Raw genomic sequence first — 14,722 nt, 5'->3', positions numbered from 1 at the left:
CTAGCCGAGCGCTGGACAGACACCGTCATTCCCGCGAAGGCGGGAATCCAAGTTCTGCATGCGCTGACGATACGCCAGCAACTTGGGTCCCCGCCTGCGCGGGGACGACGTTTGATATGGATTATAAATGGACATCTCGGAACTCCTCGCTTTCTCGGTCAAGAACAAGGCCTCGGACCTGCACCTGTCGGCCGGCCTGCCGCCGATGATCCGCGTGCATGGCGACGTCCGCCGCATCAACCTGCCCGCGATGGAGCACAAGGACGTGCACAGCATGATCTATGACATCATGAACGACGGCCAGCGCAAGCAGTACGAAGAGATGCTGGAGTGCGACTTCTCGTTCGCGATTCCTGGTCTGGCGCGCTTCCGCGTAAACGCCTTCAACCAGGAGCGCGGCGCTTCCGCGGTGATGCGTACCATCCCGTCCAAGATCCTCAGCCTGGAAGAACTGAATGCGCCGAAGATCTTCGGCGAACTGGCGATGAAGCCGCGCGGCCTGGTGCTGGTGACCGGCCCGACCGGCTCCGGCAAGTCGACCACCCTCGCCGCGATGATCAACCACCTGAACGAGAACGAATACGGGCACATCCTCACCATCGAGGACCCGATCGAATTCGTCCACGATTCGAAGAAGTGCCTGATCAACCAGCGCGAAGTCGGCCCGCATACCCTGTCCTTCAACAACGCGCTGCGCTCGGCGCTGCGTGAGGACCCGGACGCGATCCTGGTCGGCGAGCTGCGCGACCTCGAGACCATCCGCCTGGCGCTGTCGGCGGCCGAGACCGGCCACCTGGTGTTCGGCACCCTGCACACGTCGTCGGCGGCGAAGACCATCGACCGTATCGTCGACGTCTTCCCGGCCGAGGAAAAAGAGATGGTGCGCGCGATGCTGTCGGAATCGCTGCAGGCCGTGATCTCGCAGACCCTGCTGAAGACCAAGGACGGCTCCGGCCGCGTGGCGGCGCACGAGATCATGATCGGCACGCCGGCGATCCGCAACCTGATCCGCGAAGCCAAGATCGCGCAGATGTATTCAAGCATCCAGACCGGCTCCAGCGTCGGCATGCAGACCCTGGACCAGAACCTGACCGACCTGGTGCGCCGCAACGTGATCTCGTCTGCCGCCGCGCGCTCGGCCGCCAAGATCCCCGAGAACTTCCCTGGCTAAGAATCGAGAACGACGATGGAACGCGACCAGGCCTCAAAATTCATGTTCGACCTGCTGCGCCTGATGGTCAGCAAGGGCGGCTCCGACCTGTTCATCACCGCCGGCTTCCCGCCCGCGATCAAGATCGACGGCAAGATGACGCCGGTCTCGAACCAGGCCCTGCAAGGCGGTCACACGGCCGACCTGGCGCGCGCCATCATGAACGACAAGCAGGCCGCCGGCTTCGAGCTATCGAAGGAAGCGAACTTCGCGATCAGCCCCGGCGACCTGGGCCGCTTCCGCGTCTCCGCCTTCATGCAGATGGGCTGCGTGGGCATGGTGCTGCGCGTGATCACCACCACCATTCCGCGCTTCGAAGACCTCGAACTGCCGGACGTGCTGCGGGACGTGGTCATGACCAAGCGCGGCCTGGTCATCATGGTCGGCGCCACCGGCTCCGGCAAATCGACGACCCTGGCCGCGATGGTCGGCTACCGCAACGAGAACAGCTACGGCCACATCATCACCATCGAAGACCCGGTCGAATTCGTGCACCCGCACCGGAACTGCGTGATCACGCAGCGCGAAGTGGGCGTCGACACCGACAGCTTCGAAGCCGCGCTGAAGAACTCGCTGCGCCAGGCGCCGGACGTGATCCAGATCGGCGAGATCCGCGACCGCGAGACCATGGAGCACGCGATCGCCTTCGCCGAAACCGGCCACCTCTGCCTGGCCACCCTGCACGCCAACAGCGCCAATCAGGCCCTGGACCGCATCATCAACTTCTTCCCGGAAGAGCGCCGGCAGCAGCTGCTGATGGACCTGTCGCTCAACCTGAAGGGCCTGATCTCGCAGCGCCTGATTCCTCGAAAAGAGACCAAGGGCCGTGTGGTGGCGATCGAAATCCTGCTGAATTCTCCCTTGATTTCGGACCTGATCTTCAAGGGCGAAGTCCACGAGATCAAGGAGATCATGAAGAAGTCGCGCGAGCTCGGCATGCAGACCTTCGACCAGGCGCTGTTCGACCTGTACGAGGCGGACAAGATCTCGTACGAGGATGCGCTGCGCAATGCGGACTCCGTCAACGATCTGCGACTGAACATCAAGCTGAACAGCAAGCATGCGAAGAACCGCGATTTGTCGGCCGGGACGGAACATTTAGGCATCGTCTGAGCCCGCCGGTTCGCCGCGCACAATTGAGAAATAACTAAAAGTCCGCTTGCGCGGCACCTAATTTCATACACGTAGACCGATCGATCATCCGAGGAGAGCGATGATGTGGAGTCAAGTGTATAACCCGTTGGGCAACGTCGTCCTGTCGACGCTGGCGGCAGCCGTTCCGGTTGCCGTGATGCTGGTGTCGCTGGCTTTCCTGCACATCAAGGCGCACATCGCCGCCCTGCTCGGCCTCGCCGCCGCGCTGCTGGTGGCGATTTTCGCGTACGCGATGCCGGCGCCCACCGCGCTGGCCGCCGCCCTGTACGGCGCCGCCAACGGCCTGCTGCCGATCGGCTGGATCATCCTGAACGTGATCTTCCTGTACCAGCTCACCGAGCGCAAAGGTTACTTCAAGATCCTGCAGGAATCGATCACCGGCATCACCACCGACCGCCGCCTGCAATTGCTGCTGGTCGCGTTCTCCTTCGGCGCCTTCTTCGAGGGCGCGGGCGGCTTCGGCACCCCGGTGGCCGTGACCGGCGCCATGCTGATCGGCCTGGGCTTCGCGCCGCTGGCGGCTTCCGGCCTGTCGCTGATCGCAAACACGGCGCCGGTGGCCTTCGGCGCACTCGGTTCCCCGCTAATCGCGCTGGCCGGCGTTACCGGCCTCGACCTGCTGCAGCTGTCGGGCATGGTCGGCCGGCAGTTGCCCTTCTTCTCGGTGCTGGTGCCCTTCTGGCTGATCTGGGCCTTCTGCGGCTTTGCCGGCATGGCCGCCATCTGGCCGGCGATCCTGGTGGCCGGCGTCACCTTCGCCGTGCCGCAGTACCTGATCTCGAATTTCCATGGCCCCTGGCTGGTCGACGTCGGCGGCTCGCTGCTGTCGATGCTATGCCTGACGCTGTTCCTCAAGGTGTGGAAGCCGGCTGCCATCTGGACCGATACCGCGGGCAGGCTCAAGGCCGATTCCGGTACCGATGCCTACGCTGGCGCCGGTGCGGGCGCCGCAAGTGCGGGTGCGGGTGCCGGCGCGAGTGCGGGCGCCTACGCTGGCGCCGGTGCAGGTGCGGGGGCTGGCGCCTATGCCGGCGCCGGCGCCGGTGCTGCTTATGCCGATGCGAACGGCAACGGCGGCGGTGCGCCGGGCCGTGCATCGCAAGTCCACAACCATCCGCGCGCGGCCGTGCTGAAGGCCTGGCTGCCGTGGCTGATCCTGTCGGTGCTGGTGTTCCTGTGGGGCATACCCGAGTGGAAGAAAATGCTCGACGGGATTTCCGTATTCAAATACGAATGGCCGGCCCTGCACAAGCTGGTGCAGAAGATGCCGCCGGTGGCCACCAAGCCCACCGCCGAGGCTGCCGTCTACACGCTCAACTGGCTATCCGCCACGGGCTCCGGCATCCTGGCCGCCGCCGTCATCTCCGGCCTGGTCATGGGCTACAAGGTGCGTGAACTGTTTTCCGTGTACTGGGCCACGCTCAAGATCATGCGTTTCTCGCTTCTGACGATCGCCGCCATGCTGGCGCTCGGCTATACCACGCGCTATTCCGGCCTCGACTCGACCCTCGGCCTGGCCTTCGCAAATACCGGCGTGCTGTATCCCTTCTTCGGCACCCTGCTCGGCTGGCTCGGTGTCGCGCTGACAGGATCGGACACTGCCTCCAACGTGCTGTTCGGCGGCCTGCAGAAGACCTCGGCCACCCAGCTCGGCCTGAGCCCGATCCTGATGGCGGCGGCCAATTCCTCGGGCGGCGTGATGGGCAAGATGATCGACGCCCAGTCCATCGTGGTGGCCTCGACGGCAACCAAATGGTATGGCCACGAAGGCGAAATCCTGCGCTACGTGTTCTTCCATTCGATCGCGCTGGCCTGCCTGGTCGGCATCCTGGTCACGCTGCAGGCCTACGTGTATCCCTTCACCCTGCTGGTGAAGTGAACTAGAGCGCCGGCCAGCGCTGCACCAGCCCGAGCAAATGCACCATGCCGTAAGCGAGACAGATGAGCGAGCTCCAGACCACGAAGGGCGTGAGCCTGCCGCCCTTCGCCAGCACCAGTGGCGCATAGCCCAGGCCGCGAACGATGTAGATGGCGGTGATGGCCACCAGCGCCGTCTTCAGCATGGGCAGCGCGCCGATGACCCCGGCGCCGGCCAGGGCGTAGGCAGCCCAGAGGCCGAGCACTGTGGCAATGCCAAGCGTGACCAGCGCCGGGTAGGCCTTGCCCTGTGCGGCCGCGCGCGCGAACTTCTCACCCGCGCCGAAGAAGCGATACCAGGCCGGCCCGCCGGCAATGATGCACAGGTGGAGCAGCGCGGCGATGGCGCTGAGCGCGGCGCCGACGGCGAGCGGAAGGTTCACGGCTGCTTGCATCGTCTCCCTTTCGATTACACTCATGCATGTACATTAACGCACTATGCGGGAGACTGTCATGAACGTATACGACTTCCAGGCCAACGCCCTCGATGGCAAACCGGTCGACCTCGCCCAATACCGCGGCAAGGTCCTCCTCATCGTCAACACGGCCAGCAAATGCGGCTTCACCCCGCAGTACCAGGGGCTGGAATCCGTCTACCGCGAGTTGCACGGCCGCGGCCTGGAGGTGCTGGGCTTCCCTTGCAACCAGTTCGGTTCGCAGGAGCCGGGCTCGGAAGAAGAAATCGGCGCCTTCTGCGAAAAGAACTACGGCGTGAGCTTCCCGATGTTCGCCAAGGTCGACGTCAACGGCGATGCCGCGCATCCGCTGTGGAAGCATTTGAAGGGCGAGGCGCCGGGCGTGCTGGGCACTGAGGGGATCAAGTGGAACTTCACCAAGTTCCTGATCGGGCGTGACGGCAAGGTGGCCAAGCGCTATGCGCCGACCACCAAGCCGGAGGAGATTGCGGGGGATATCGAGAAGCTGCTGGGGTAGTACTTGCTGCGCACGCTTGGGTGATCAACAAAGCATCTTGATCGTCTTGTTCATATTTTTCCCCCGTTCACGTTACGTGAACGGGGGAAATTGTTGAAAACTTTGCTTATCACTTCGGCGACAACCTGATCGCCTGCCCGCCACCCGGCGCCAGCTTCAGCTGCAGCACATCCTTCGCCGTCACCGTGCGCGTCTCGGTGACGAGATCGAAGCGGTGCTCATTCCGGTAATCCGCCGCATCGCCATCGCGATAGATCTCGGCCACATACTGCTTGCCCGAATCGAGGAAGGACAAAGGCAGCGACAAAACGCGCGCCGCCCCATCCGTCACCGCGCCCACATACCAGTTGTCCGACTTGCGGTCCTTGCGCGCGATGCTGGCGTATTCGCCCACCGCGCCGTTGATCACGCGCGTCTCGGCCCAGTCGGTCGGCACGTCGCGGATGAACTTGAAGGCGGCCGGGTACTTTGCGTAGTTCTCCGGCAGGTCGGCCGCCATCACGATCGGCGAGTAGATGAGGACGAAGTTGGCCAGCTGCTTGGCCTGGGTCGAGTTGAACACCTTGCCGTCCGCGCCTACCAGGCTGAGGATGCCCGGCGTGTAGTCCATCGGGCCGCTCAGCATGCGCGTGAAGACCAGCTTGGCCTCGTGGTCGACGGCGTTCGGCGGGTTGCCCCAGGCGTTGTATTCGACGCCGCGCGCGCCCTCGCGCGAGATCCAGTTCGGATACGTGCGGCGCAGGCCGGTGTCCTTGATCGGCTCGTGGGTGTCGACGGCGATCTTGTAGCGGGCAGCCTCGGTCACGGCCTTCACGAAGTGGCGGACGCCTTCCTGCGAATCGTAGTGGCCGTAGTGGACCTTGCCGTCCGCACCCTGGAACTGCATGCTGCCGGCTTCGTGCACGTAGCCGGACTTCACGCTGTCCACGCCCAGCTTCGCATACAGTCTATAGGCCGCATCCATCTGCTTTTCGTAGGCCGGCAGGTTGGCGCCGGTCTCGTGGTGGCCGATCAGGCGCACGCCCTTCTCTTTCGCGTAGGCGGCCAATGCCGGCAGGTCGAAGTCGGGATAAGGCTTCGTAAAACTGAAGTCCGCGCCGCCATGGCCCCAGTCGCTTTCCCAGCCCTGGTTCCAGCCTTCGACCAGCACGCCGCGGAAGCCGTTCTGCGCGGCGTAGTCGATGTACTTCTTGACGTTGGCGGTGTTGGCGCCGTGCTTCGGACCCGCGTTCCAGCTGGTGTGCTGCAGGTGCATGCTCCACCAGACGCCGACGAACTTCGACGGGTGGACCCAGGACACGTCGCCCAGTCTGTTCGGCTCGTTCAGGTTCAGCTCGAGGTCGGACATGTAGAGGCTAGGGGCGTCGTCGGCGATGCGCAGCGTGCGCCACGGCGTCGTGAAGGCGCCATGCTTCACTACCGCCGGTCCGATGCTCGACGGCGCCAGCTGCGCGCGCAGCTTCTGGCCTTCGACCTTGCGCACCCACATCGAGGCGTAATCGACCAGCGCCGCCTCGTGCAGGGCGACGTGGGTGCCGTCCGCCAGGCGCAGGGTCAGCGGGGTGTTGGCGGTGCCGATTTCGGCCAGCGGCGCCTTCTGGATCTGTTCTTCGAGGCCGGGCAGCTCGCCGGCCGGAATCCACCAGGCCGTGGCCGGCTGGGCGACCGCGAATTCGGTCAGCTCGTCGAGGATGGCAGTGTCCTTCAGCTGCGGCTGGGCCGGGAATTCGTAACGGAAGCCGACACCGTCGTCGTAGATGCGGAAGACGATCGTGAGTGCGCGGCCGCTCCGGTTCTTCTGTTCGACGTCGACCCGAAGTTCGCGGTAGTGGTTGCGCACGTAGCGGCGCTCGCCCCAGGGCTGTTCCCAGGTATCGTCATGCTCGCTGGTCTTTTGCGCTTTCAGGCTGAAGCCGCCGTCCAGCTTGGGGGCGTTGGCGAGGTTGAAGCCCAGGCGCGACAGGCCGATGACTTCCTTGCCGCGGCGCTTGATGTCGTAACCCAGCTTGCCGGCGCCGTCGATCTGGACCTCGACCTGCAGCACGTCCCCGGGCGAGGCGGCGCTGGCCACCACGGCCTGCGCCCATGCGGCCTGGCTGCTCAGGCTGAGTGCGGCCACCAGGGCCGCGGCAAGCGAAGGGAAATTCGGTTTGAAGCTGGGACGAACGCGCATCGCTGACACCTCCATTGAAGAGATGTAATTTTACTACAGCAACTGCGTGAATAACTCAGGCGACGTTCAAGCCGAGTGTGCGCACCAGCTCTGCTGCCTGGCGCGGCGAGATGGTCGCCCCGGCAAACTGCTTGGCATTCAACAATTTGAGTCCGCCTACATCGGCCTCGCGCAAATCGGCCTGCTCGAAGCGCGTGTCCTTGATGTGGGCATCGCGCAGGCTGCCGCCTCGAATACGGCTTCACGGAAGTCGCAGCCCGACAGGTCGGCATCCGAAAAATCCAGCCCGGCGAGCCTGGCCTTCCTGAAGGACATGCGCCGCAGGTCGGCGCCGACCAGCAGGCAATCGTCGAAGGACAGGCCCAGCTGCGACACTTCCTCGAAACTGGCGCCGGTCAGTTTGCAGCCGCGGAAGCTGCATGAGACCAGCTTGGCGCGGCGCCAGATGGCGTTGTTCAAATCGCAGGATTCGAAGCGGGCGTCGACCAGGTCGGCGGCCTCGAAATCGGCATGGCCGCCGCGGCAGCGCCGCCAGCGCGTGCGCGCCAGCCTGGCCGCGTAGAAGGAGGCCTCGAGCACGGCGCAATGGGAGAAGCTGCAGTCCTCGAGGTTCAGTCGCGACAGGTCGGCCTGCTGGAAATCGCATTCCTCGAACGCCAGCAGCACGCCATCGGCGAGCAGCTGTTCGATGCGGGCGCGGGTGATGGTTTCGCCGCTAAGAGTGATCGTTTTCTGCATGCTTTAACGGGTCTCGACGCGTGCCGACGAATGAATGGTGCAGCCGCGGTGCACGTTCTCCAGGAAGCGAATCGCCTCGCCCAGGCGCGCCGTGGCGGGCAGCATGCGGCCCAGCGCTTCGTTGTCGGTCAGCTGGTCGATGCCGAAGGCCATGGCCCGCGACACCTCGCGCGCCTCGCGGCCGTCGCTGTTGTAGAGCGCATCGTAGACGCCGATCTCTTCCCACAGCGAGACGTAGCCGGGGCCGATCGAATCCTGGAACGCAACCGAGGGCGCCGCGTCCTCGTCCTGGGAGATCAATCGAAACACGAAACTCATGGGCACCTCCGCCTTACAGCTTAAAAATATCGGGCGCAGATGCTATCACGGCGTCCGTTTTGGCGTCGGACGCGCCCGTGCCTTCGGCGGGCCGTCGTCGGCAACGATCGCCACCGACCCCAGCGCCTGCAGCTCGGCCTTGGGCGAGGCCGAGGTGGTCAGCATGAATTCCATCTTGCGGCGCGCGCCCGGCGGCGCCCAGGTGGACGAGACGGTGCGCATCTTGAGCTTGTCGAGGCTCAGCTCCTCGCGCACCGGCCCGCGCTTCGCCACCATCGGCTTGGGGGCATCGGCGACGATGTCGAGGAAGCCTTTCTCGACCGCGACGGTATTCGCACGGTGCGCATGCAGCAGGCACAGGTTCTTCCCGGCCGGCAGGGCCAGCACGAAGTTGCCCATCTTGCCCTTGTACGGCACCGGCCACGCGTCGCCCGCCATCCCGGACAGGAACAGCTTCGCGTGTTCCGGCGCCAGCTTCGGCACCTTCTCGCGCAGCAGGCGCGCGCGGAAGTCCTCGAGATCGCCGAAGTGGCGCACGCAGATTTCGACGTAGAGGTTCAGGAAGCCTTCCGTGTTCTCACTGGAAGGCGCCGGCTTGTGCGGCTTCTTGTCCGCTGCGGCGGCAAGACTGCAGGAGACGGCCAGCAATACGGCGACCAGGCGCCGCATCATGCCGCCACGCCGGCAAGCGCGCGGTCGACCAGCTCGATCCAGTGCCTGACCGGCGTCCCGGTCCCCGATTGCAAATGGCCGATGCAGCCGATATTCGCAGACACGATCTCCTTCGCGCCGGTGGCTTCCAGGCTGGCCAGCTTGCGGTCGCGCAGTTCGTGCGCGATCTCTGGATGCAGCACCGAATAAGTGCCGGCCGAGCCGCAGCACAGGTGGCTGTCCGCGCACAGCACCACGTCGACGCCGGCGGCGCGCAGCACGCCTTCGACCTTGCCGCGGATCTGCTGGCCGTGCTGCAGGGTGCAGGGCGGGTGGAAGGCGATGCGTTCCTGGATGCGGCCGGCCATGCGCGCGTTCAGTTCGCCCTCGAAGTCCTGCATGATCTCGGACAGGTCTTTCGTCATCGCCGAGATGCGCTCGGCCTTGGCCGCATACGCCGGGTCCTGCGCCAGCAGGTGGCCGTATTCCTTGACGGTGACGCCGCAGCCGGAGGCCGTCATCACGATGGCTTCAACTTGATCGACATACGGCCACCAGGCGTCGACGTTGCGGCGCATGTCATCGAGGCCGCCGTCCTGGTCGTTCATGTGGAAGCGCACCGCGCCGCAGCAGCCGGCCTTGGGCGCTTCGAGCAGCTGCACGCCCAGCGAATCCAGCACGCGCGCGGTGGCGGCGTTGATGTCGGGCGCCATCGCCGGCTGCACGCAGCCCGCCAGCGCCAGCATCTTGCGCGCGTGCTCGCGGCGCGGCCACGGACCGGCGGGACGCGCCGGCTGCAGCTTGTCGCGCAGGCTGGAGGGCAGCAGCGGCCTTACCGCCTGCCCTGCCTTGAAGGCCGGCTTGAACAGCCCGCCGCGCGGCAGGAACTCTTTCAGCGTCGTGCGCTTGACGCGATCCTTGAACGGGCGCGGCACGCGTTCCTCGACCACCCTGCGGCCGATGTCGGCCAGGCGGCCGTACTTCACACCGGACGGGCAGGTGCTTTCGCAGTTGCGGCAGGTGAGGCAGCGGTCCAGATGCAGCTGGGTCTTGCGGGTCGGCTCCACGCCTTCCAGCACCTGCTTGATCAAATAGATGCGGCCGCGCGGGCCATCGAGCTCGTCACCCAGCAGCTGGTAGGTCGGGCAGGTAGCGGTGCAGAAGCCGCAGTGCACGCAGGCGCGCAGGATGGCTTCCGCCTCCTCGCCTTCTGGCGTGCCCTTGATGAAATCGGCAAGGTTCGTTTGCATAATCAGTACATCCGGCCGGGGTTGAAAATGTTCGACGGATCGAATCCGGCTTTTAAACGTTCATGGATTTTCACGACGGCCGGCGCCAGCGGCTGGAACACGCCGACGCTTTTATCGCCGCCGCGGAACAGGGTCGCGTGGCCGCCGCATGCCGTCACGGCGGCGCGGATACGCTGAGCGGTAGCGGCATCGCCGTCCGCGCGCAGCCAGCGTTGCGCCCCGCCCCATTCGATCAGCTGGGGACCTTCGATCCCGATGGCGGCAGCGGTCGATGGCACCGACAAACGCCACAGCGGCGCGTCGCCCTCGAAGAAGGCATGACGCTGTTCGCGCAGCGAGGCCCAGAAAGCGGCGCAGTCCGGCATCGGTTCGCCGCCATGCGCCGTGCCCAGCGTGCGCACCGCCGCGTCGACCGCGGCCTGCGCGCCCGACAGGCGCAGCGCCAGCACGCCGTCGAGCCAGCAGCTGCCCGAGATCGGCAGCGGCTGGCCGCCCCATTCGTTCAGCTTGCGGATGGCGTCGACCTCGCTCATCGCAAAGCGCAGCGTGGCTTCGCGGTAGGCGACCGGCAGAACTTTCACCGATACCTCCAGCAGCAAGCCGAGCGTGCCCATCGAGCCGGCCAGCAGGCGCGAAACGTCGTAGCCGGCCACGTTCTTCATCACCTGGCCACCGAAAGTCAGCACCTCGCCCTTCCCGTCCAGCAGCTTCGCGCCGAGCACGAAGTCCCGCAGCGCGCCGCTGTTGGCGCGGCGCGGCCCGGACAGGCCGGCGGCGATCGCGCCGCCCAGGGTCGCGCCATCGCCGAAATGCGGCGGCTCGAAGGCCAGCATCTGCTTGCGCTCCGCCAGCGCGGCTTCGATCTCGCCAAGCGGCGTGCCGCAGCGCGCCGTGATCACCAGCTCGGTCGGCTCGTAGTCGACGATGCCGGCATAGGCGCGGGTGTCGAGGGTCTCGCCCTCGAGCCGCTGCCCGTACCAGTCCTTGGTGCCGCCGCCGCGGATGCGCAGCGCGCGTTTTTCAGCGGCCGCGGCGCACACCTGTGACTGGAATCCTTCAAGAATCTGCTGCATGTTGGTTCGGTCTTTCAAAAACGCGGCAGGTCCGCGAACGGCAGCATGCCGCCGCTGACCCGCATCTTGCCCATCTCGGCGCAGCGCTGGAGCGTCGGCACCGCCTTGTTCGGATTCAGCAGCATGCCTGGATCGAAGGCGCGCTTGACCGTGAAGAAGGCTTCCAGCTCCTTCGCGCCGAACTGCACGCACATCGAATCGATCTTCTCGACGCCGACGCCGTGTTCGCCGGTGATGGTGCCGCCCACTTCCACGCACAGGGCCAGGATGGCGGCGCCGAAGTCCTCGGCGCGCTGCAGCTCGCCCGGCTTGTTGGCGTCGAACATGATCAGGGGGTGCATATTGCCGTCGCCGGCGTGGAACACGTTCGCGCAGCGCAGTCCATAGGTGTCCTGCATCTCCTCGATGCGGGACAGCACGTGGGCCAGGTGCTTGCGCGGGATGGTGCCGTCCATGCAGTAGTAGTCAGCCGAGATGCGGCCCGCGGCCGGGAAGGCGTTCTTGCGGCCGGACCAGAAGCGCAGGCGCTCGGCCTCGTTCTGCGACACCGCGATGGCGCTGGCGCCGGCCTGCTGCAGCACTTCCGTCATGCGTTCGATTTCCTCGGCCACTTCGAGCGCGGTGCCGTCCGCTTCGCACAGCAGGATCGCGGCTGCGTCGAGGTCGTAACCGGCCTTCACGAAAGGCTCGACCATGCGCGAAGAAGTCCGGTCCATCATCTCCAGGCCGGCGGGGATGATGCCGGCCGCGATCACGCTGGCCACCGCATTGCCGCCCGTGACCACGTCGTCGAAGGAAGCCATGATGACCTGGGCCAGCGCCGGCTTCGGCACCAGTTTCACCGTGACTTCGGTGACGATGCCGAGCATGCCCTCCGAGCCGATGAAGACGGCCAGCAGGTCCAGGCCCGGCGCATCGAGCGCTTCGCCGCCCAGCTCGATGACGTCGCCATCGATGGTGCAGACGCGCACGCGCAGCACGTTGTGCACCGTGAGGCCGTACTTCAGGCAGTGCACGCCGCCCGAGTTCTCGGCGACGTTGCCGCCGATGGTGCAGGCGATCTGCGAGGACGGGTCCGGCGCGTAGTACAGGCCGAAGGGCGCGGCCGCTTCCGAGATCGCCAGGTTGCGCACGCCGGGCTGGACCACGGCGGTGCGCGCATAGGGCTCGACGCGCAGGATGCGGTTCAGGCGCGCGGTCGAGATCACCACGCCATCGGCCAGCGGCTGGGCGCCGCCGGAGAGGCCGGTGCCGGCGCCGCGCGGCACGATCGGCACGTTCAGCTCGCGGCAGACTTTCAGGATCGCCAGCACCTGCTCCTCGTTGTCGGGCAGCGTGACGACCATCGGCAGCTGGCGGTAGGCCGCCAGGCCGTCGCATTCGTAGGGCCGGGTGTCTTCGGGATCGTGCAGGACGCAGCGCGCAGGCAGTACGGCGCGCAGGGCTGAGGCCACCTGCCGGCGGCGCTCGGGGTCGACGGGAATCGCAGAGATCATAAGCCGATTGTAAGCACTATTGCACTTTTTTGGCGTATGCTCGCGCTATCTTTTTTTATAGGCGGGGCATAAGCATGGGCAATCGACTCTCGAAAATCGCGACCCGTACCGGCGACGACGGCAGCACCGGTCTCGGCGACGGCAGCCGCACCGGCAAGGACAGCGCGCGCATCGCGGCGCTGGGCGACGTCGACGAGCTCAACTCCTTCGTCGGCCTGCTGCTGTGCGAAGACATGCCGGCCGAACTGCGCGAGGAGCTGGTCTCGATCCAGCACGACCTGTTCGACCTGGGCGGCGAGCTGTGCATCCCGGGCTACCAGATGATCAAGGACGAACACGTGGCGCGCCTCGACGGCCTGCTCGAGAAATACAATGCGGACCTGCCGATCCTGAAGGAGTTCATCCTGCCGGCCGGTTCGCGCGCCGCCTCGCTGTCCCACGTGTGCCGCACCGTGTGCCGCCGTGCCGAGCGCAGCATCGTCGCCCTGTCGAAGTCGGACACGATCAATGCCCAGCCCCGTCAATACGTGAACCGGCTGTCGGACCTGATGTTCGTGCTGGCGCGCGTGCTGAACCGCCATGCCGGCGGCAGCGACGTGCTGTGGAACCACGAGCGCAAGCGCGGCTGAGAATGACGCTGGCTGTCCAGGAAAAGGCCGAGGTGTTCGCGGTCCGCTTTTACCGCGGCGGGCCGAACTGGCCGTCGAATCCCTTCCGCCTCCAGGGCCCGGGGCAGCTGGTGGTCGAGGCCGACTTCCTGGTCCTGCGCGGCAGCATCCACCGCAGCTTCCGCTTTCCGAAGAAGGCGGAGCAGCGCCTGCGCAAGGCCGACGTCGTCAACGTGCGGACCTGGGGCGAGGACGTCATCTTCGACCTGGTCGACGTGGACGGCGCGCAGGAAGTCGGTTTTTCCGCCGCCGGCCGCGAAGCGGCGAAGACCATCGCCGCCGCCCTCCCCGTGCGCCGCACGCCCGAATTCGAAGCGGAGGCGCATGCCGAACGCGAAGCCTTCCACGACCGCATCGACTACTGGAGTCCGTCGACGCCGGTGATCTGGACGCTGCTGGGCGCGAACATCGCGATCTTCGTCCTGATGTGGCTGGAGCGCCAGGGCTTCGGCGCGCCGACGTTCAAGCCGCTGCCGGGCTGGAGTTCGGCCGTCGGCTGGCAGGGTCATCTACAGTTGTGGAAGCAGGGCCTGCTGAATGTGATCGGCGGCGGGCAGTGGAAGCTGCAGCTGGCGTCCTTTACCGGCTGGGGCCCGGAAGTGCATCCGACCCTGCCCCAGCTGCAGCTGGTGAACTGGGGATCGAACCTGCCGAGCCGGACACTGCGCGCCGGCGAATGGTGGCGCATGTTGACTTCGGCTTTCCTGCACGGGAACCTGCTGCACCTGGCGATGAACATGTTCACGCTGTGGCAGGCGGGCCAGCTGGTCGAGCGCATCTTCGGCAGCCTGCGCTTTGCCGGCCTGTACCTGCTGGCCGCGATCGGCGGCAGCGCGGGCAGCCTGCTGTGGGGCCTGTTGTCGCACCACCCGGTGAACAGCGTCGGCGCCTCGGGGGCGATCTTCGGCATCATCGGCGGCCTGTTCGCCTTCATCGGCCGCGAGCACAGCGGCGTGCCGCCGACCGTGGTACAGGACCTGCGCGCCTCGGTCGGGCCCTTCCTGTTATTTAATATCGGCGCCGGCTTCCTGTATCCGCACACCGACAACGCAGCCCACATCGGCGGCCTGGTCGGCGGCTGGCTGGCCGGCCACCTGCTGGCGCGCTCGCTGCACGTGCCCGGGCAGCGCGCGGCTTGAG

At 66.1% G+C, this 14,722-nt stretch carries 14 protein-coding genes; 6 read left to right on the top strand and 8 right to left on the bottom strand.

Annotation, left to right across the window (positions count from 1 at the left end):
- Positions 1 to 127 precede the first annotated feature (127 nt).
- The 3 genes from LQV39_RS03315 (at position 128) to LQV39_RS03305 (ending at position 4,244) form a co-directional block, all read left to right on the top strand.
- Positions 128 to 1,171, top strand: coding sequence for a type IV pilus twitching motility protein PilT (locus LQV39_RS03315; protein WP_230020322.1), 1,044 nt, complete (start codon positions 128 to 130; stop codon positions 1,169 to 1,171).
- Positions 1,172 to 1,186: 15 nt separating this feature from the next.
- On the top strand, positions 1,187 to 2,323 hold the full coding sequence (locus LQV39_RS03310) for a PilT/PilU family type 4a pilus ATPase (RefSeq protein ID WP_230020321.1): 1,137 nt from the start codon (positions 1,187 to 1,189) through the stop codon (positions 2,321 to 2,323).
- Between the two features lie 103 nt (positions 2,324 to 2,426).
- Positions 2,427 to 4,244, top strand: coding sequence for an L-lactate permease (locus LQV39_RS03305; RefSeq protein ID WP_230020594.1), 1,818 nt, complete (start codon positions 2,427 to 2,429; stop codon positions 4,242 to 4,244).
- 1 nt (position 4,245) lies between these two features.
- Here the strand turns inward: LQV39_RS03305 and LQV39_RS03300 are convergent, their stop codons facing one another.
- A complete protein-coding gene (locus LQV39_RS03300) occupies positions 4,246 to 4,701 on the bottom strand; it encodes a hypothetical protein (protein ID WP_230020320.1) in 456 nt (151 codons plus the stop codon).
- A gap of 34 nt (positions 4,702 to 4,735) precedes the next feature.
- On the opposite strand from LQV39_RS03300, the gene LQV39_RS03295 reads away from it, so the two are divergent.
- Positions 4,736 to 5,215, top strand: coding sequence for a glutathione peroxidase (locus LQV39_RS03295; RefSeq protein ID WP_230020319.1), 480 nt, complete (start codon positions 4,736 to 4,738; stop codon positions 5,213 to 5,215).
- Positions 5,216 to 5,324: 109 nt separating this feature from the next.
- Here the strand turns inward: LQV39_RS03295 and LQV39_RS03290 are convergent, their stop codons facing one another.
- From LQV39_RS03290 to LQV39_RS03260, 7 genes are all read right to left on the bottom strand, one after another.
- Positions 5,325 to 7,388 carry a glycoside hydrolase family 97 protein gene (locus tag LQV39_RS03290; protein WP_230020318.1) on the bottom strand — a complete coding sequence of 688 codons (2,064 nt, stop codon included), beginning with the start codon at positions 7,386 to 7,388 and terminating at the stop codon, positions 5,325 to 5,327.
- A 156-nt stretch (positions 7,389 to 7,544) separates the two neighbouring features.
- Entirely contained in the window at positions 7,545 to 8,126 is a 582-nt protein-coding gene (locus tag LQV39_RS03285; RefSeq protein WP_307727832.1) for a pentapeptide repeat-containing protein, read from the bottom strand.
- Positions 8,127 to 8,129: 3 nt separating this feature from the next.
- Positions 8,130 to 8,444 (bottom strand): hypothetical protein, encoded by a 315-nt coding sequence (locus LQV39_RS03280; protein ID WP_230020317.1) that lies wholly within the window; start codon positions 8,442 to 8,444, stop codon positions 8,130 to 8,132.
- A gap of 45 nt (positions 8,445 to 8,489) precedes the next feature.
- On the bottom strand, positions 8,490 to 9,116 hold the full coding sequence (locus tag LQV39_RS03275; protein ID WP_230020316.1) for a hypothetical protein: 627 nt from the start codon (positions 9,114 to 9,116) through the stop codon (positions 8,490 to 8,492).
- On the bottom strand, positions 9,113 to 10,345 hold the full coding sequence (glcF, locus tag LQV39_RS03270) for a glycolate oxidase subunit GlcF (RefSeq protein WP_230020315.1): 1,233 nt from the start codon (positions 10,343 to 10,345) through the stop codon (positions 9,113 to 9,115). The genes LQV39_RS03275 and glcF overlap by 4 nt, the downstream gene beginning before the upstream one ends.
- Before the next feature lie 2 nt (positions 10,346 to 10,347).
- Positions 10,348 to 11,418 carry a glycolate oxidase subunit GlcE gene (gene glcE / locus LQV39_RS03265; RefSeq protein WP_230020314.1) on the bottom strand — a complete coding sequence of 357 codons (1,071 nt, stop codon included), beginning with the start codon at positions 11,416 to 11,418 and terminating at the stop codon, positions 10,348 to 10,350.
- Positions 11,419 to 11,432: 14 nt separating this feature from the next.
- Complete coding sequence (locus LQV39_RS03260; protein ID WP_230020313.1) at positions 11,433 to 12,914, bottom strand: FAD-linked oxidase C-terminal domain-containing protein; 1,482 nt, start codon at positions 12,912 to 12,914, stop codon at positions 11,433 to 11,435.
- Positions 12,915 to 12,988: 74 nt separating this feature from the next.
- Here LQV39_RS03260 and LQV39_RS03255 point away from each other — a divergent pair, with 74 nt between their 5' ends.
- Both LQV39_RS03255 and LQV39_RS03250 read left to right on the top strand, forming a co-directional pair.
- Entirely contained in the window at positions 12,989 to 13,543 is a 555-nt protein-coding gene (locus tag LQV39_RS03255; protein WP_230020312.1) for a cob(I)yrinic acid a,c-diamide adenosyltransferase, read from the top strand.
- A gap of 2 nt (positions 13,544 to 13,545) precedes the next feature.
- A complete protein-coding gene (locus tag LQV39_RS03250) occupies positions 13,546 to 14,721 on the top strand; it encodes a rhomboid family intramembrane serine protease (protein WP_230020311.1) in 1,176 nt (391 codons plus the stop codon).
- Position 14,722: the final 1 nt, after the last annotated feature.

It is taken from the genome of Massilia sp. Bi118 (genome assembly GCF_918697865.1).
Classification (GTDB): Bacteria; Pseudomonadota; Gammaproteobacteria; order Burkholderiales; family Burkholderiaceae_D; genus Telluria.
Note: the sequence above shows the minus strand (reverse complement) of the source record. Positions and strands in the feature narration are given on the sequence as shown.